The organism is Rhodococcus pyridinivorans (assembly GCF_900105195.1).
Lineage (GTDB): Bacteria > Actinomycetota > Actinomycetes > Mycobacteriales > Mycobacteriaceae > Rhodococcus > Rhodococcus pyridinivorans.
Genome location: NZ_FNRX01000002.1, coordinates 3,886,970 through 3,904,982, shown reverse-complemented (window position 1 = coordinate 3,904,982; position 18,013 = coordinate 3,886,970). Strand labels below are relative to the sequence as shown.

Sequence of the window (18,013 nt, the reverse complement as noted above, 5' to 3'; positions counted from 1 at the left end):
GTTCACGTGGGGAGGAAAGGCTCAATCGAGTTGGCAAGCTCCTCCAATCCTGTGCACCATTCCCCGATCGGAGCAGATCCTGGGTAGTCCGTGTGGTATATCCGGGTGAGCATGAGGAGACCGAAGCCAGTTTCTACGACGTATTTACAGGTGTCATTCCGATTTGGATCGACTTCGAGGAGGGCGCGTCGGCCATTGATGGAAACTGCTGTAGCGATGTGCGCGTTGTTGCTGTGTTCTTCATCGAGTGTCACGTTTCCAGCAAGAATGTTGAGACCATATCCGCGTCTGGTACCAGGAATTTTGTTGTCATCGCGATATGTGCATCCTAGGAACGTATAAGTCCCCATCGGCATGTCCGCGACTTCCTTCTTTGCCGCGTCGTACCCGGCTGCGTTCATGACGTCGTCGGGGATGTCGTAGCAGGGGTCGAAGGTGACGGGCGGTCGACCGGAGTCATCGGTGATGCGCGGGGTGCGGGTGGTCGACGTCGTCGTCTCGTCTCCTGTGGCATCGTCCGCGGCGCTCGGACTGCAGGCCGTCGCGACTGCCGCGACTGCTGCGAGCGTGACGATTCCCCACCTGCCCATGCGACCCCCCGATCGATTGTCGGGCAGACGCTAACACAACCGCTCCGCTACCGCGTCAGCCCTGCTCGACCCCGCGCCAGAACTCGGGTAGTTCCGAGTTCAGTCGATCCTTTGCCTGCATGGGGAGCGAGTGCGTCGTGTCGGGAAAGACCAGAACCTCGGCATCAGCGAGTTGCCGTGCTCGATCGGCTGCTTTCTCGCTTCCGACGAGTGAGTCACGCTCCGCGATAGCGACATAGGTGGGCATAACCAAAGCCGCAAGCTCGTCGTCGCTCAGGGGCGACGGGGTCGGTAGTGCGGCGGAGAAATGCTCCGAACCCTCCGAGATCATCGTCGCCATGGCGTCATCGGAGTCATAGTCGTCGACACCCCCGACCTTCGCGAGTGCCGTGTCCCGCCAATCGGTCGGAAGGCCCGGCAGTGTCGACACCGACGCCCAGAACAACATTCGGGCAGGGGGATAACCGAAGGTGAACACAGGCTCGAGCAGCGTCAGCGACCGGACTTTCTCGGGGAACTGCTTCGCGTAGGACGCTGCGCTCGCCCCGCCGAAGGAATGTCCGACGACATGAGCGGTCTCCACTCCGAGACCTGAGAGCGTGTCATCGATCCACAGCGCCTGGTCGTCCGTGGAGGTCAGAGGTGCCGCCTGGACGGACAAGCCTGCGTCGCCGAGAGCATCGAACGCGAGAACGCGGTGCTCGGGGAGGAAGCCCGGAAGGTTCTCGCCCCACATCGGCACACCCGACGCGCGGCCCGGGACGAGAACGACGGGCACCGAGTCGACCGTCCGAGGCGACGTCCATTCGTAGACGCGGACCGTGCCGAACCGAGTAGGAACGTCGTGAACTGCAGAAGGTGGCGGCAGCGCAGACATCGCTCTCTCGTGGGCAGCGACGTAACCGGCCCGACCGGAATCACTGCGGAAGTGGCCGACGCCCGGCGCGCCGACGAAGAACTGATAGGAGGCAACCAGGCCGACGGCTGCGAGTATCGCGACCAGCGCCGTGCCGACGCGTCGAAGAAATCTGTTCGATCGAGTGCGCTGGGTCATCGGGAGCCTCTGATCGTCGACGTTGCAATATGTTCATATTGTATCGTGGGGATCATGCCGAGAGTCGTCGACCATGCGCAACGCCGTAGGGAGATCGTGTACGCGCTGTGGGCGGTCATCCACGAGCGAGGAATCGAGGGCGCGACCTTCCAGGCGGTGGCGGCCGCCGGGGGAGTGTCGATCGGCCGTATCCAGCACTACTTCGATTCCAAGGAACACCTCATCCGTACGGGCGCCGAATTCATGGTCGCCGAGGCCGAAAAGCGCTACGAAAGAGCAGAATCCGATCCGCAGGCAGCGCTCGTCGCGCTTCTCGCTCAACCTGTACCGACGGACGAAGCCGGACGTCTCGGGGTGTCCGTCTGGTATGCCTACCTCGCCAAGTCCGCGAGCGACCCCTGGATCCGTGCGTTCCTGGAAGAGTCGACAAGAGGCACAACAGAGGAGGCCCGGCGACTCCTCGAAGAACTGGGCATGCCACCCGACAAAGCGCGAACGGAAGCCCTACGCCTCGTCGCACTCGGCAACGGCATCACACAGGCCGTCCTGGTCGGCGTCACGGAACCGCCCGACGGCATCGCTCTCATCACCGACGAGGTCGCACGCACCACCAGCTGAACCCATGTGATTGCCGCACGGCGGAACGGGCTACCCATTCGGGTAACCACCGGAAACATCGCAGTCGGGAGGCACGTTCATGAGTGACGACAGTTTCGGCACGCGCGACACCCTGAAGGTCGACGACACCGACTATCGCATCTATCGCATCGACAAGGTCCCGGGCTCGGAGCGATTGCCCTACAGTCTCAAGGTCCTGCTGGAGAACCTGCTGCGCACCGAGGACGGGCGACTGGTCACCCGGGAGCAGATCGAGGCCGTCGCGGGTTGGGATCCGAAGTCGACGCACAACCCGGAGATCCAGTTCTCCCCGGCACGCGTTCTCATGCAGGACTTCACCGGCGTGCCGTGCGTCGTGGACCTCGTCGCCATGCGCGACGCCATGACCCAGCAGGGTGGCGACCCGAAGCGCATCAACCCGCTGATCCCCACCGAACTGGTCATCGACCACTCGGTGATCGCCGACGTCTTCGGCACCGAGGACGCCTTTCGGATCAACACCGACCTCGAGTTCCAGCGCAACCGCGAACGTTATGAGCTACTGCGCTGGGCGCAGGGAGCGCTCGACGACTTCAAGGTGGTCCCGCCCGGCACCGGCATCTGCCATCAGGTGAACCTCGAGTACCTGGCCCGCGTCGTCTTCACGCGGGAGGACGAGGACGGCGGGCTCGTCGCCTATCCCGACTCGCTTGTCGGCACCGACTCGCACACCCCCATGATCAACGGCCTCGGTGTCGTCGGCTGGGGTGTCGGCGGCATCGAAGCCGAGGCGGCGATGCTGGGCCAGCCGGCGTCGATGTTGATCCCGCAGGTCGTCGGCTTCAAGCTCACCGGCGAACTGCAGGAGGGCACGACGGCGACCGATCTCGTGCTCACCGTCGCAGAGATGCTCCGCAAGACAGGCGTGGTCGGCAAGTTCGTCGAGTTCTTCGGTCCCGGCGTGGCCAACGTGCCGCTCGCCAACCGCGCGACCATCGGCAACATGAGCCCCGAGTACGGCTCGACGATCTCGATCTTCCCGATCGACGACGCGACCCTCGACTACCTGCGTCTCACCGGTCGCGACGACCAGCAGATCCGCCTCGTCGAGGCGTATGCGAAGGAACAGGGTCTGTGGCACGACCCCGATCGCGAACCCGACTACAGCGAGGTCGTCGAACTGGATCTGTCGAAGGTGCGACCGTCCGTCGCCGGCCCGAAGCGACCGCAGGACCGCATCCCCGTCGCCCTCGCGCCGAAGGCCGTGACCTCGCTGCTCAACGGTGAGGAAGTGCCCGACGTCGTCTCCCGCGTCCAGGACTCGGGTGTCGACGAGGGCGTGCTCGAATCATTCCCTGCCAGCGACCCGGTGTCGGTGCGCAGCGAGGACTCCCGCGACGAGCCGCGCGACCCGGTGCCCGACGACGCCGACACCTCGGCGCCGCCGTCGAAGAAGGTCCCGGTGCGGGTCGGGGACGGCGACGAGTTCGAACTCGACAACGGACATGTGGTGATCGCGGCGATCACATCGTGCACGAACACGTCGAACCCGTCGGTGATGATCGGTGCGGCGCTGCTCGCCAAGAAGGCCGTGGAGAAGGGGCTGCGGAGCAAGCCGTGGGTGAAGACCACGCTGGCTCCGGGGTCGCGGATCGTCACCGACTACTACGAACGTTCGGGTCTGACGCCCTATCTCGACAAGCTCGGCTTCAACCTCGTCGGTTACGGCTGCACGACCTGCATCGGCAATTCCGGCCCGCTTCCCGACGAGATCGCGGCCGCGATCGACGAGCACGACGTCAACGTCTCGGCCGTGCTGTCGGGCAACCGCAACTTCGAGGGACGCATCCATCCGCAGACGAAGATGAATTTCCTCGCGTCGCCGCCGCTGGTGATCGCGTATGCGCTGGCCGGGTCGATGCTCGTCGACCTCTTCAGTGACCCACTCGGCACCGACAGCGAGGGCAACGAGGTCTACCTGCGCGACATCTGGCCCACGACGCAGGAGATCCAGGAGGTCATCGACGACGCGGTGCGCGCGGAGATGTTCGAGACCGGTTACCAGGACGTCTACACCGGTGACGAGACGTGGCGGAACCTCGACGTGCCCGACAGCGAGGTGTTCGAATGGAAGGACGAGTCGACCTACGTGCGACGTCCTCCCTACTTCGAGGACATGTCGTCGGAACCCGAGCCGCTGCGCGACATCGAGGGCGCGCGGGTACTCGCGCTGCTCGGCGACTCCGTGACCACCGACCACATCTCGCCGGCCGGTGCGATCCGACGCGACAGCCCCGCCGGTCGCTACCTGCAGGAGCACGGCGTCGAGCAGGCCGACTTCAACTCCTACGGGTCGCGACGCGGCAACCACGAGGTGATGATCCGCGGCACCTTCGCCAACATCCGACTGCGCAACCAACTGGTGCCGGACGTCGAGGGTGGCGTCACCCGCTATCTGCCGACCGACGAGCAGATGAGCATCTACGACGCCGCGCAGAAGTACGCGGAGGACGGCACACCGCTGGTCGTGCTCGCGGGCGCGGAGTACGGGTCGGGCTCGTCGCGTGACTGGGCGGCCAAGGGCACGTTGCTGTTGGGGGTGCGCGCGGTGATCGCGCAGTCGTACGAGCGCATCCACCGCTCCAACCTCATCGGTATGGGCGTGCTGCCGTTGCAGTTCCCGGAGGGCGAGTCGGCGCAGAGCCTCGGCCTGACGGGGGAGGAGGAATTCACCATCACCGGTCTGGCGGACAGCGACGAGATCCCCGAGACCGTGCACGTGAAGGCGGGGGACACGGAGTTCGACGCGACGGTGCGCATCGACACCCCCGCCGAGGCCGAGTACTTCCAGCACGGCGGAATCCTGAAGTACGTGCTGCGTAAGCAGCTCGCGCAGTAGGCAGCGACAGACGGGGGCTCGTGGCTACTGCGCCGCGAGCCCCCGTTCCGCTGCGGCGGTGCGCACCGCGTCGATCACGAGGCGCAGCGGCGGCCGTTCCGACGCGACCCCGCGATGCGCGATGGAGATCGTGCGCACGAGCGGTTCGGTCAGCGCCACCACCTCGACCCCGGGTGAGCTCAACGTCAGCCCGAGATCGGAGACGAGCGTGACACCCAGCCCCGCGGCGACCATCGCCAGCGCCGTCGCCTGCTCACCGACCTCGTGGTTGATCCTCGGCTCGAACCCCGCACGTTGACACGCGAGGCTCACCGCGCGGCCGAAGTGCGAGTTCGGGCCGGCCAATACCCACGGATGCTCGGCGAGGTCGGCGAGTGCGATGGTGCCCGCCGGCACCGTCCCGGGCGGCACCGCGGCGTGCAGTCGCTCGACCGCGATCACCACCTTGGTCAGCTCCGGATCCCACAACATCGGGTAGCCGGAGTATTCGATGACGAACGAGAAGTCCAGCGATCCGTCACGGACGGCTCCGGCGGTCTCCTCGGGGGCGAGCTCTCTCGTGCGGACCTCGATGCCGGGGTGCTCGGCAGCCAACAACGCCAGCGCGCTGGGGATCAGAGTGGATGCGACGGAGGCCCACACACCGGCGGTCAGGCGCGCGCTGACCCCGTCGCGGGACTGTTCGAGCGCGGTCGTCGCCCGCTCCACCGACTGCAGGATCTCCTCGGCATGTTCGGCGAGCAGCACGCCCGCCTCCGTCAACTGGACCCGACGTCCCCGGCGCTCGAAAAGCTTTGCGCCGACGTCCCGTTCGAGCTGGGTGAGCTGCTGCGAGACCGCCGAGGTGGTGTAGTGCAGGGCGAGCGCGGCGGCCGTGACGGTACCTCGACGATGCAGTTCTCGAAGCATCCGTAACCGGCGCAGGGACAACTCCATGCCGTCAGCGTAGGGCGCGCCCGGGGACCTGCAACCGCTGTGAGCTCGCGTTGTGTAGAAATCGTGAACTCTCACCTTCGAGTTTCGTAACTGGACGCCCCGCGCTACCCCCGGGCACGCTGGCGTCACCGGCCGAATCGACGTAACGACGGCTCTGACGAACGGGGGACCGCATATGACCACCATGGCAGCACGCGTCGACGCGGTGGACACCCGCAGGGACGAACCTTTCATGCGTCTCACCTGGACGGATCCGGTGACAGGTGCGCACGGTTATCTCGTCGTCCACACCCTGGTGGGCGATCTGGCGACCGGCGGCACCCGCATGCGGGCCGGGTGCACGATGTCGGAGGTCGAGGACCTGGCGCGCGGCATGGCCGCGAAGACCGCGGTGTTCGACCTGCCGGTGGGCGGCGCGAAGGGCGGGATCGACTTCGACCCGAAGGATCCCCGTGCCGTCGACGTGCTGCAGCGCTTCTGCCAGGCGATGCGTCCTTGGTTGAACGCGCACTGGGTGACCGCCGAGGACCTGGGCGTTCCCCAGCATCTCCTCGACGAGGTCTTCGAGCGGCTGGGATTGCATCAGTCCTTCCACGCCGCGATCAGCCGTGCGGCGGACCCGGCGATCACCCTGGACCGGGTGCGCACCTCCCTGAATGCGCCGGTCGACGGCGGTTTCCTGCTGGGCGACGTGATCGGTGGTTACGGCGTCGCGCAGGCCTGCATCGCCACCGCGAACGCATACCGCTGGGCGCCGGCCGAGACCACCGTGGCGATCCAGGGAATCGGCACGATGGGCGGCGGCGCCGCCTGGTACCTGCACGAAGCGGGCATGCGCGTGACCGCCGTCGCCGATGCCGCCGGAACACTGTATTGCGCTGACGGATTGGATATCCCGGCACTGCTCGACCTTCGGGACGAGTACGGGGAGATCGACCGGTCCCGCCTCCCGTCGCACCTCGAACAACTGCCGCGCGACGCGGTGATCGGCATTCCCGTTGACATCTTCGTCCCCGCCGCCATCTCCTACGCCATCACGGCGGAGAACGTCGGCCGGGTCGCCGGACGGGTCGTCATCGAGGCCGCGAACTCCGCGACGACGCCGGACGCCGAAGCCGTGCTCACCGGACGCGGTATCCCGGTGATCCCGGATTTCGTCGCCAACGCCGGCGCGGTCGCGTGGGCGTGGTGGGTGCTCCTCGGGTGGGTGGGGACCGATCCGGAGGATTCGTTCCAGCGCCTGCGCACCGAGATGCTCACCAAAATCACGCTGCTGGTCGAGCGGTGGGCGCTCGATCGGGTGCCGCCGCGACAGACGGCACGGGAACTCGGCGCGAACAATCACGGCGTGACGACATCGCGCACGGTCACCATCCCCTGACGCCTCCACACAGCACCGTCGCCGTCGATGCAGCTCAGCGCATCGGCGGCGACGGCGCGTCGAAGTGTCGCGAGCGTCACGTGGGACCGGAAACGGGCATGTCGATCGGTACTTCTAAGGTGGACATGCCCGTATCCGTCGACGGGCGGAAGGACGTCCGCAGGGGTGAGTGGAGTGCGAGTGGAGTCAGGCGAGAGCGAACCCGAATTGAGGGATCGCGTGCAGCGCCTGCTTGCCTTCCTGGCCGAGCTCGTCAAGGCCCGCAGCGCGCCCGTCCGCGTCGTCGACAAACACCGCGCCGTGATGTCCCTCGAGGAGGGAAATATCAGGGCCGGCCTGCGTGCCCATGCCGCGTCGGGCGACATCGTCCTGCGCGCGCGTCGCGCTCAGCTCGAAGAGCCCCCGCGCCCGCCCGCCGAGCTCGCGAACTACATGCACGGGGACATCGCGGATTCCGCCGTCGAGCCCGAACTCGACCCCCAGGCCATCGGCATCGACGGTCTCGACGCGTGGCTGACGGAATGGCGCACGTGGGCGGTCGTCGACCGCGAACGGCAGGCCGCCTCGCATCTGTATTCCTTCCTGCAGCGAGCGATGCTCGACCTCGAGGACCAGCCCGAATCGCTGGAACTCGTCGTCGCGTCGGGTCTGCTGCACCTCTCCGAGGGTGTGGCGGGCGCGCGGGTCCACACGCACCTGATCACCCAAGCCGCGCTCATCGAGCGACAGGGCGATTCCGGCGACCTGGTGGTCCGGCTGAGTCCCAGCGCGGGGCCGTCGCTCGAGGACGTCCAGCTCCTCACCGGTCTGGAGGTCTTCGACCCGACGAGCGTCCGTGAGCTGCACGACGCCCTCGTCACCCAGGTCGCGTCGCCTCTCGACCCCGCGGCTCGCGCGTTCCTGAAGAGTTGGGCCGAGCGTGCGCTCACCGTGCCGGTCGACGTCGTCGATCGTGCGGACGAAGCGTCGTCGTCGGATGCCTTCGTGACGCCGTCGCCGGTGCTCGTGCTGCGCAAGCGCGGCGCGCACGCGCTCATCGAGTACTACAGCCGCATGACCGAGGCGGCCGCCGACGAGTCGAACCCGGTGCCGCTCGGGCTGGCGCAGCTCGTCGAAGCGATCGAACCGGCCGACCGGGTCGCATGGCTCGACCGCATCGGCACGCCGTCGACCGAGTTCACCGGCGAGCAGCTGTTGCCGCTGCCCGCGAACGAGGAACAGCGCGACATCATCGACCGGCTCGCCGGCGACAGCGGTGTCGTGGTCGAGGGACCTCCGGGTACGGGTAAGACCCACACCATCGCCAACATCGTCGCGGCGCTGCTCGCGCGCGGGCAGCGGGTGCTGGTCACCAGTGAGAAGGCGCAGGCGCTGCGCGTGCTCCGGGAGAAGCTCCCGTCCGAGCTGCAGGAACTGTGCGTGGCCGTGACCGACCCGGTGCACGGCGGCACGGTCGAACTCACTCGCAGTGTCAGCGAAATCGCCATCCGCAAGGCGCAATTCAACGTTCGACGCGCGCAGGAACGCATCGACGAGCTCACCTCGCAACGCAACGACGCTCTCGACCGTCGCGCGACGCTGATGGAACAGATCCGGCAGGCGCGCGCGGAGGAGACCGAGGTCCACGCCGACGTCGCCGCCGGTTACGAGGGGACGGCCGCGTCGATCGTCCGACGGGTCCGCGCACACGAAGCCAAGTACGCGTGGTTGCCCGCGCCTCTGCTCACCGACACCCCACCGCTGACGGTCGACGAACTCGTCACCCTCCACTCGTTGCACCAGCGGTCGAGCGTCGAGCGCGCGCGCCGTCGCCAGCAGCGTTTCCCTGAACTGTCACTGCCCACCCAGAGGGAACTGCAGTACGCGTGCGCCGCCGTCTCCCAGGCGTCGAGCGGCACGACCAACGGCGAGACGCAGGGGCTGCTGCGGATCCTCGAGGGTGCATCGCTCGAAGCACTCGGCCGTATCCGCGATCTGTGCGAGCAGCTGCAGGGTGCCCTCGAGGACGCGGACCGGCTCGACGCCCGGATCCAGCGCGTCGCCGACGACGTCCTGTCGGGCCGGGCCCAGCACCTGTGGGGGAAGACCGCCGAGCTCGCCCGGCTCGTGCAGGCCGCGCAGGAGGCCGACCGGATCGTCGGTGCCAGCTCGGTGGACATCGCGGTGACGGGACGACAGGCCTTCGAGGCGTACGACGCGCTCGCCCGCAAGCTCGAAGCAGGCGACACGTGGCGCAGTGGCTTCACCCGGTTCCGGCGCAGCGACGAGCAATCCGCCGTCGAAGCGCTCGGGGAGATCGCGACCGTCGACGGCGTCGCCGCCACTACCGCCCAGACGGCGCGCATCGTCGCCGAGCACCTCCGTGCGCTCGAGGCGATCCGGGTCGCGCGGGTGGTCCTTCGCGACCTCGGAATCGACATCGAGCTCGACGAGTCACGCAGCCGCGCCGTCGGCACCCTCGCATTCCTCGACCGGGATCGCGCCATCGTCGACAATCTCGTGGCCCGGGTGCACGACGTCGAATCCGCACTGCGCGAAGTCCATCCGGGGGCGCCGCGGATCACGAGCATCGAGCAGGCGCGGTCCACCGCCGAGTCGGCACGGACCATCGCCGCCGCGGGCACCGCGGAAGCGAGCAAGAACTGGCTCGAATCCATCGGCATGTACGTGCGGGGACAGATCTCCGGGGGAGCATCGCCCGAAGGACGCGCGCTGGCCCGTGCCTTCCACGACGCCGACTTCGACGCCATCAATGCGGCCCTGGACGCGTGGGACCGGGCGGCGGGGGAGCAGCGTGAGGAGCTGGAACTCGTCTCCCTCCACGCACGCCTGACCTCCGCGGCACCCGCACTCGCTCAGGCCCTCGCGGAGAATCCGTTGAGCCTCGCCTGGCCGGTTCGTCTCGCCGACATCGACGAGGCGTGGGCGTGGCGACGCGCGGACGAATGGGTGCGACGCTTCCACGAGCGCACCGACGACGGGCAGTTCGAACGCGACCTCGACGCACTCGAGAAGGACATCGCGCGACTCACGACCGAGCTCGTCGAGGAGAAGGCATGGAGCGCGTGTCTCGACCGCACCACGGCCGAGCAGGTGCAGGCGCTCCATTCGTACCGCGATCACATCGCGAGCATCGGTAAGGGCACCGGCCGCTACGCGGAGCGCTATCGGGCCGCGGCACGCGAGGCCATGCAGGTCGCGCAGGGGGCGGTGCCGGCCTGGGTGATGCCGCTGCAGCAGGTGCTGGCTTCGATTCCGCCCGAACAGGATTCGTTCGATGTCGTAATCGTCGACGAAGCGAGCCAGACCGACATCAGCAGCCTGTTCTTGCTGTGGCTGGCGCCGCGCGTGATCGTCGTCGGCGACGACAAGCAGTGTGCACCGAGCGCGGTGTCGCTCGGTGCGCTCGACGGGGTGTTCAGCCGCCTCGATTCGTATCTGCCCGACATCCCGAACTACCTGCGCGACAGCTTCACTCCGCGGTCGAGTCTGTTCTCGTTGCTACGGTCGAGGTTCGGCAGCATCGTCCGGTTGCGCGAGCACTTCCGGTCGATGCCGGAGATCATCGCGTGGTCCAGCGACCAGTTCTACGCCGACGACCCGCTGGTTCCCATGCGGCAGTACGGCTCCGATCGTCTGCAGCCGTTGCGCACCACGCTCGTCGAGGACGGGGCCGTCACCGGCCAGAACTCGACGCTGACGAACTACGCCGAGGCACATGCCCTGGTCGACACGCTCGTGAAGTGCGTCGAGGACCCGGCCTACGACGGCAAGACCTTCGGTGTCGTGGTGCTGCAGGGGCAGTTGCAGGTCGACATCATCCAGAACGAACTGCTGGACCGCCTCACGCCGGAGCAGTGGGACGAACGCAGGCTCCGCGTCGGCACGCCCCCGGACTTCCAGGGCGACGAACGGAATGTGGTGTTCCTGTCGATGGTCGTCGCGCCCGAACAGAACATCGCGGCGTTGACCCGGACCGAATACCAGCGACGCTTCAACGTTGCGGCCTCGCGTGCCCAGGACCAGCTGTGGCTGTTCCACTCGAGGACAATCGACACGCTGCGTCGCACCGACCTGCGGTACTCGCTGCTCACCCACATGCGGACGACGTCCCCGCGGCCGGCCGAGCCGATGCCCGACGGCGTGACGCGCGACGAGCGGCACGAAGCGTTCGACAGCCTCTTCCAGCAGGACGTCTTCCTCGACGTCGCCGCTCGCGGCTATCACGTGAACCCGCGGGTCGAGGTGAACGGTCACTTCATCGATCTGGTCGTGACCGGGGCGGCTGGCAAGCTGGCAGTTGCCTGTGACGACGAACAGTGGCACACCAGCCCCGAACGGCAGAGCGCCGATCTGGAGCGGGAGCGCGAACTGCACCGCAGCGGTTGGAAGTTCTGGCGGGTCCGGGAATCGGAGTACTACCTCGACCCGGTCGCGGCCATGGCCGGGCTGTGGGAGGAGCTGGAGCGTCGCGGAATCACGCCGGGCCGGGTGGATGCAACGGTCGTCGACGACACCGTGGATGCGGGTACACGAACGATGACGGGGATCGACGACTACTGAGACGACTCGGCCGCCCCAGCGTTCGCGGTGGCCATCGGATGGAGAAAGATCCCCGAAGGCAAGGCATCCGGGGATCTTTCGTGTGCAGATCTATGACGGCATCGCGATGAACGTCAGCGGATCCGACTTCTCGAATCGGCCGCTGACATTGCCCGCGAGGCCACCTTCGAGTGCCGTGTCGCCCAGGAGATCGAGCTTGCCCTCCGGTGCGCCCTCCGAGAGGTCGAGATCGCTCAGGTCGACCCACACGATGTTGGGGCGCGTCGTCGACTCGAACACGTAGCGCTTCTCGGCGAGGTCGGCCACCGTCTGCCAGATCGTCTGCGAGGCATACGGTTTTCCGGGTTCGGGCACGCGGAACGGCTGCGCGGCATTGCGGATCACGCTGAGAACGCCCGCGATCGCCTGCACCTGGCTCTGCGGTTCCGGCAGACTGCCGACGTAATGCGCTGCGCGAGCGAACCTGTCGGACGCATTGCCGGTGCCGGGGAGTGGTGCGTCACCGCCGAATCCCTTCACCTTCTTCAGCAGTTCCAGCTGTTCACCGTAGGCGGGAGAGTTCGTCATGACGGCGTAGTCGCGGCTGTGCCAGACCGTCGGTGTGCCGTCGAGGTATTCGATGATCGCGGAGTCGCCGGTCGCGTCGTCGAGTGCGAGATGCACGGCGGGTACCTCACCGGTCGCCGGGTCGCTCAGCGGAACGACCTGCACGCCGGTCTTCTCGATCCAGTCGACGGCCTCGGCGACGGTCGCGAAGTTGTCGAGGAAGTACTGCATCCACACCGCGACACTGAGCGCGGGTCGGCTCTTGTCGTGGGTGCTGTAGTCCGATTCGGTGAGCCACAGGATGTGTCCGCCGAGGCCGGCCTCGTTGAGTCCGTCGACGGTCATCATGTCGTAGGCGCCCGCGACCACACTGCCGTACTTCGAGGTCCACGAGAGTTGTCCACCGACACCGTCGTCGCGGGTGATGCCCCGGGGGAGCGCCCACAGATTGGTGGCGGTTTCGCGGTGGTAATCCATGTTGCGTCCCACGAGCACTTGACCGGACGGGCCGTTCCACACAACTCGTGTGCACATATGCGCCACCTTCAGGCGGTAGATCCGTGTCGACGAATTATCTCCTCGTGAATCGACGTACTCCGGTTCGCATTCCTGTGTCGATTCACAAGCGATATCGAGGTTGTATCACGAGGTGGTGCGAGAAATCTGGAGAAAACTCGGTTCGCCGGATTAAGCGGGAGGGTGAATTCTTCTCGTCACCCGTCCGACGACAGTGCGTCGAAGACCGCCTTCACGCGCACCTCGTCCTCGATGCCGAGAATGTCCGCCCAGAAAAATCCCGCCTCGGTCGTGTAGGTGTGGCCGTGCCCGCCGGGGACTTCGGCGGCAAACACCATGTCCAGGGTGACCTGCCAGAACGTCACGAACGGAATCCACGTCATCCCCTTGTCGATGTCGGCGCCGCGTTCCTCGCGCAGCCAATCCGGGCGGTGCCGAACAAGCTGGGAGGACCACCACACGATCGGATCGCTGGGATGCTGCCAGTACACGATGCGGGGAGATTCCCAGTCGCGCAGGCCGTCGAGATCGGTGAGGTCGTCGGGAGTCGCAGCGAATCGCACGTTCTGGCCACCGTAGATGACCGGAAGAATTTCGCGGCTGCCGGGATCGCGCGAATCGGTGATTCGTCGCCATTGCTCCGTGAAATTCGGTGTGCCCACCCACAGTGCGCCGTCGGTTCGGGTGATCATGTCCTGCACGCCGGCGAAGGCCGATTGACCTCCGTACGAGCCCAGCGATTCGCCGAAGACGAGCAGCTTCGGCCGGGTTTCCGGATCGAGAACACTCCACCTCGCGTACACCGCCTCGAACAGCGCGCGACCTGCATTGCGCGGTGAGACGCGATCGGCGAGAAAAGCCAAGGGGCTGGCCAGGAACGAATACTGCATGGCCGCGATGGCCGAATCTCCGTCGGAGAGGTATTCCAGTGCGGCGGCGACGTCCTGGTTGACCCAGCCACGACCGGTCGTCGTGGCCACGGCGAGGTACTCGCGGTCGAAGGCACCGGTGCGGTCGAGTTCGGCAACGACATGCGAGGCGAGCACCTCCATCTCGTCGTAGTCCGTGTAGCCGTCGAGACTGTCGAGGGAGCGGTAACCGGCGTAGACGCGGATCGGCATCATCGCGGGTTCCCCGGTCACCGCGGTGATCTCTTCCGGAGACGGACCGCCTGCGACGAACGTGCGCCCTTCGCGTCCCAGCGAATCCCACGGTTCGAGCGACGCGTCCGACCCGGATCGTTCCGGTGCCTGCGGTTGCTCGACTCCATCGGCGGTGCCTTCGTCGACGGCCATCGCCGATCCGTTGGCGATACGGGCGATCTGCACGGACAGCAGACCTTCCACCGCCCAGAACACGATCAACCCGACCAGCACGACACTCACGATGCGCGCCAGGGGAGCCGGCAACACGCGGACGACGAGTCCGGTGACCCATTGCGCCACGTGCCGCAGACCGCGGCCGATGACGAGCAGGAGCAGCGTCACCACCACGGCGACGAGCAGCACACCCGGATAGTCCCAGCTGCTGCCGGGTTCCATCCCGACGAGTTCGCGGCTGATGTCCTGCCACCACGAACCGAGGACGAGGAAGGTCGGCACCACCACGACGGCGACCGCTGCGAGCAGGTACCAGCCGACCTTCTTGACGGTCGCCGACCAGTTCGTCTCGAAGCCGCACTTGCGGACGATCCACGCAAGGAGCACGCCGATCCCGTACCCCGTGATGACGCTGATACCGGTCGCCACGCCCTGCAGGTACCAGGGGCGGGGAAGCAGGGACGGCGACAGCGACCAGCAGTAGAACAGCAGCGCGACGGCGAGGCCGACCGGATGGAACCGTCCCAGCCATCGCAGGATTCCGCCCCTCAACCGAGCCGCGAACGACGGGGAGGGCTCAGGAGGTGCGGGCTGTGTATCGAGGGTCGTGGTCATCGGCGGTCGCTTTCGTCGGTACCAGGGCGCAGGAAGGCATGGCGAAGAGACGGAATGCGAAGCCGTAGGGGAGAAGCTAGCTGTATGAGGCCATGACGTTGGTGACACCGGTCCGGAGCTTGCTCGCGGGCGGCCGGTTTCCGACGGCAGCATGCGGCCGATGATAGTTGTAGTGCACATTCCACACCTGTAGGGCCTGGGCGCGTTGCCGTTCGCTGGCCCAGACGCGGGCGTAGAGGAACTCCTCGGCCAGGATGCGGTTGTAGCGCTCCACTTTCCCGTTGTGACGAGGGGTGTACGGGGTGATCCGTTGATGCCGGCCACCGTGGAGCACTTTCGCGAAGTCCTTCGCCCGGTAGCAGGACCCGTTGTCGGTGACCACCCGGTGGATGTGCACGATGCCGTGGGCGGCGAAGAACACTCTCGCCCGGTGCATGAACCCGATTGCCGTGGCGGCTTTCTCGTCGGATAGCGCCTCGGTGTAGGCGAGGCGGGAGAACCCGTCGACCGCCGAGTGCAGGTAGACGTAGCCGGCGCGGGCACCGGCGGTCTTGGCGCGCTCGACTTTCTTGGCCTGATCCGAGCCCTTGCCGTGGACCCGCCAGCCACCGCCGTCGGGGATTCGGCCGACTTTTTTGATGTCGACGTGCACCATGTGGCCGGGCCAGCGGGCGATGATCCGGCGTGGCTGGCGGTTGTTCTCGCCGTTCGGATCGAGGAACTTGCGCCGGTTCAAGCCGAGGTGAGCGAGGTGCCGGCTGACGGTGCGTACCGAGATGCTGATGCCGTCGGCGGCGAGCTCGTGTGCGATACGAGCCGCGGACCACTTGTGCTTCCGTCGCAGGGTCTCGATCCGCGCCACGGTCTCGGCCGGGGTCGCGGTGGGCTGATGGTGCGGGACGCTGGGGCGGTCGAGCAGGCCGAGTTCACCGTGTTCGCGGTAGCGGGCCATCCATTTGCTGGCGCAGGCCCGGGAGATCCCCATCTCGGCGGCGACATGGGACAGCGGACGAGTCTGGCACCGCTCGACGAGACGGCGGCGACCTTCGACGGACAGCGGGGCGTTACGGTGGAGCACGGACGGGTTCTTTCGTTCGGCGGATGAGTTGGTGGTACTTCCCATCCTGCCGTCGGGAGGCCCGTCCGCCTTCGTCAGCCCCTGGTGGTGTCTACAACGTCATGACCCGCAACAGCTAGCAGAGCCTCGGGCAGCGTGCCGTGCTCGACTACTCGTCTGCGGTGTTCAACTGTTCGACGGCCTCGGCGATCCGCTGCGTGTCGGTGAGCGTCCACCCCTCTGGGGACGTCACGGCGGCCCAGCCGTAGGGGATGAGGTCCTCGTAGTTGTGGCCGTGACCGACGGGTGGCGACGTGCCGACCATGATGTCGGCCGCGACCTGAGCGAAGGTGACGATGGGGTACCACCGCATCGACGGTGAGCGATCCGCGCCCGGAGGTTCGGCGAGCCAGTCGGGTCGCTCGAAGAGCAGTCCCGGTCCCCACCACACCACCGGATCGGACGCATGCTGCAGATACAGGACCCGCGGGTCGTTCCACGGTCCTTGCTGGTCCTCGAGCGTCTGCAGGTCGGAGGCGAACCGCACCGCGACGCCGTCTTCGTAGACGGGCAGGATTTCGGGGCTGCCGGTGTCCCGATGGTCGGCGATGCTGCGCCACAGCTGGTTCGAACTCGGAGGTCCGACGAACAGCGCGCCGTCGATCTGGCTGCGCATGTCAGTGAGGTCGTCGAAGGCGGCTTCGGCGGATTGCGAGCCGAGGCTCTCGCCGTAGACGACGAGCTTCGGGCGCTGGTCCTCCGGCAATTGCGACCAGCGTTCGTGAACCCCGTTGATCAGTGCATTGCCGGCGGCCTTTGCAGCGGAGCCGTCGACGAGGAAGGAGATCCAGCTCGGCAGGAAGGAGTACTGGATCGCTGCGATTGCCGAGTTGCCGTTGTAGATCGCCTCGATCGAGTCGGCGGCGAACGGATTCACCCACCCCGTTCCGGTGGTGCCGGCGACCACGAGGAGTTCGCGCTCCCACGCCTTCGTGCGGTCGAGCTCGTCGAGGATCAACTGCACCTGTTCGTCGGTAGTGCCGTCGGCCTCGAGTCCCGCGTACACCCGTATGGGTTCGAGCGCAGGTGTGCCGTTCAGTTCGGTCAACTGCTCGGCGTCCATCCCGCCGGCGACGAACGAACGTCCCTGACGGCCGAGACTCTCCCACGACGACGGCGACGCCGGGCTGCCCGACCGCTCGGGAATCTGCGGTTGCTCCACACCTGGGTCGGTGCTGTTGTTGTCGTCGGCGAACACGATGCGTGCCGCCATAGAACTGCTCGCGAGCAGAACCTGATCGACGAATACCACCACCGCGAGCACGAGGATCACCGGCGCGAGGACACCGGCCGCGACGACCGGAACACGCAGGCGGGTCGCGAGGAACTCCGCGAAGCATCGTCCGACCCAACGCAATCCGCGTGCGATGTAGAGGAGGGCAGCGAAGACCGCGACGCTCACCAGTCCGGTGCGGAGATACGCGAAACCCGTTGTGGTCTCGATGCACATAAGGACACGGATTTCGTTCTGCCATCCCGCTGCGGCGAGCAGACTCCCCAGAAGTGTTCCCACCGCGATGAGAGCGACGACCACCTCAGCGATGCGCCGGACAGTGTGGCGCCGGCGCCACCACGCGAGACGCGGGGCGATCCACCGCCGAGCGGGGAAGGCGACAAGCACGCCGATGCCGTAACCGACGATGCCCGTCACGCCACTGATCAGACCCTGGAAATACCACTCGCGGGGGATGAGGGAGGGACTCAGGCTCCACGCGAAAAAGAACAGGGCGACGACGAGACCGAGAAAGTCGAGGCCGAAGACGGCGAGGTGGCGCCGACCCGTATTGCCTTCGCGCGGAGTTGTCTCGTCTGTATCGACTTGCGTGCTCACGGGAGCGACCCTAACCCGGTCGGTGACCCACCGCGGGCCGAGCGAAGCC

At 66.8% G+C, this 18,013-nt stretch carries 11 protein-coding genes; 4 read left to right on the top strand and 7 right to left on the bottom strand.

Going from position 1 to position 18,013, the window contains the following annotated elements:
- Nucleotides 1-2 precede the first annotated feature (2 nt).
- Together BLV31_RS18475 and BLV31_RS18470 are read right to left on the bottom strand one after the other, a co-directional pair.
- On the bottom strand, nucleotides 3-590 hold the full coding sequence (locus BLV31_RS18475; protein ID WP_072740593.1) for a DUF3558 domain-containing protein: 588 nt from the start codon (nucleotides 588-590) through the stop codon (nucleotides 3-5).
- A 55-nt stretch (nucleotides 591-645) separates the two neighbouring features.
- A complete protein-coding gene (locus tag BLV31_RS18470; RefSeq protein WP_064061958.1) occupies nucleotides 646-1,644 on the bottom strand; it encodes an alpha/beta fold hydrolase in 999 nt (332 codons plus the stop codon).
- A 54-nt stretch (nucleotides 1,645-1,698) separates the two neighbouring features.
- Between BLV31_RS18470 and BLV31_RS18465 the strand changes: the two genes are divergently transcribed.
- Together BLV31_RS18465 and BLV31_RS18460 are read left to right on the top strand one after the other, a co-directional pair.
- Nucleotides 1,699-2,262, top strand: coding sequence for a TetR/AcrR family transcriptional regulator (locus BLV31_RS18465; RefSeq protein ID WP_064061967.1), 564 nt, complete (start codon nucleotides 1,699-1,701; stop codon nucleotides 2,260-2,262).
- Between the two features lie 79 nt (nucleotides 2,263-2,341).
- On the top strand, nucleotides 2,342-5,140 hold the full coding sequence (locus BLV31_RS18460) for an aconitate hydratase (RefSeq protein ID WP_064061957.1): 2,799 nt from the start codon (nucleotides 2,342-2,344) through the stop codon (nucleotides 5,138-5,140).
- A 24-nt stretch (nucleotides 5,141-5,164) separates the two neighbouring features.
- Here the strand turns inward: BLV31_RS18460 and BLV31_RS18455 are convergent, their stop codons facing one another.
- Nucleotides 5,165-6,076: a LysR family transcriptional regulator gene (locus BLV31_RS18455; RefSeq protein ID WP_064061956.1), complete on the bottom strand. Its 912-nt coding sequence runs from the start codon at nucleotides 6,074-6,076 to the stop codon at nucleotides 5,165-5,167.
- A 175-nt stretch (nucleotides 6,077-6,251) separates the two neighbouring features.
- Between BLV31_RS18455 and BLV31_RS18450 the strand changes: the two genes are divergently transcribed.
- Together BLV31_RS18450 and BLV31_RS18445 are read left to right on the top strand one after the other, a co-directional pair.
- The gene (locus tag BLV31_RS18450; protein WP_072740592.1) at nucleotides 6,252-7,457 is read left to right on the top strand and encodes a glutamate dehydrogenase; all 1,206 of its coding nucleotides are present in this window, start codon (nucleotides 6,252-6,254) and stop codon (nucleotides 7,455-7,457) included.
- 180 nt (nucleotides 7,458-7,637) lie between these two features.
- Nucleotides 7,638-12,020 (top strand): PDDEXK-like endonuclease domain-containing protein, encoded by a 4,383-nt coding sequence (locus tag BLV31_RS18445; RefSeq protein ID WP_254778514.1) that lies wholly within the window; start codon nucleotides 7,638-7,640, stop codon nucleotides 12,018-12,020.
- A gap of 90 nt (nucleotides 12,021-12,110) precedes the next feature.
- Here BLV31_RS18445 and BLV31_RS18440 read toward each other — a convergent pair whose 3' ends face one another.
- The 4 genes from BLV31_RS18440 to BLV31_RS18425 form a co-directional block, all read right to left on the bottom strand.
- Nucleotides 12,111-13,100, bottom strand: coding sequence for a linear amide C-N hydrolase (locus BLV31_RS18440; protein ID WP_064061360.1), 990 nt, complete (start codon nucleotides 13,098-13,100; stop codon nucleotides 12,111-12,113).
- 179 nt (nucleotides 13,101-13,279) lie between these two features.
- Entirely contained in the window at nucleotides 13,280-15,016 is a 1,737-nt protein-coding gene (locus tag BLV31_RS18435; RefSeq protein WP_064061361.1) for an alpha/beta hydrolase, read from the bottom strand.
- 76 nt (nucleotides 15,017-15,092) lie between these two features.
- Nucleotides 15,093-16,094, bottom strand: a complete 1,002-nt coding sequence (locus BLV31_RS18430) for an IS481 family transposase (RefSeq protein ID WP_139192970.1) — start codon at nucleotides 16,092-16,094, stop codon at nucleotides 15,093-15,095.
- Between the two features lie 148 nt (nucleotides 16,095-16,242).
- Nucleotides 16,243-17,964, bottom strand: a complete 1,722-nt coding sequence (locus BLV31_RS18425) for an alpha/beta hydrolase (protein WP_064061363.1) — start codon at nucleotides 17,962-17,964, stop codon at nucleotides 16,243-16,245.
- Nucleotides 17,965-18,013: the final 49 nt, after the last annotated feature.

What these genes read in the sequence shown, in the direction of transcription:
- BLV31_RS18475 (WP_072740593.1), bottom strand. Translation starts at nt 590, where the DNA reads ATGGGCAGGTGGGGAATCGTCACGCTCGCAGCAGTCGCGGCAGTCGCG.
- BLV31_RS18470 (WP_064061958.1), bottom strand. Translation starts at nt 1,644, where the DNA reads ATGACCCAGCGCACTCGATCGAACAGATTTCTTCGACGCGTCGGCACG.
- BLV31_RS18465 (WP_064061967.1), top strand. Translation starts at nt 1,699, where the DNA reads ATGCCGAGAGTCGTCGACCATGCGCAACGCCGTAGGGAGATCGTGTAC.
- BLV31_RS18460 (WP_064061957.1), top strand. Translation starts at nt 2,342, where the DNA reads ATGAGTGACGACAGTTTCGGCACGCGCGACACCCTGAAGGTCGACGAC.
- BLV31_RS18455 (WP_064061956.1), bottom strand. Translation starts at nt 6,076, where the DNA reads ATGGAGTTGTCCCTGCGCCGGTTACGGATGCTTCGAGAACTGCATCGT.
- BLV31_RS18450 (WP_072740592.1), top strand. Translation starts at nt 6,252, where the DNA reads ATGACCACCATGGCAGCACGCGTCGACGCGGTGGACACCCGCAGGGAC.
- BLV31_RS18440 (WP_064061360.1), bottom strand. Translation starts at nt 13,100, where the DNA reads ATGTGCACACGAGTTGTGTGGAACGGCCCGTCCGGTCAAGTGCTCGTG.
- BLV31_RS18435 (WP_064061361.1), bottom strand. Translation starts at nt 15,016, where the DNA reads ATGACCACGACCCTCGATACACAGCCCGCACCTCCTGAGCCCTCCCCG.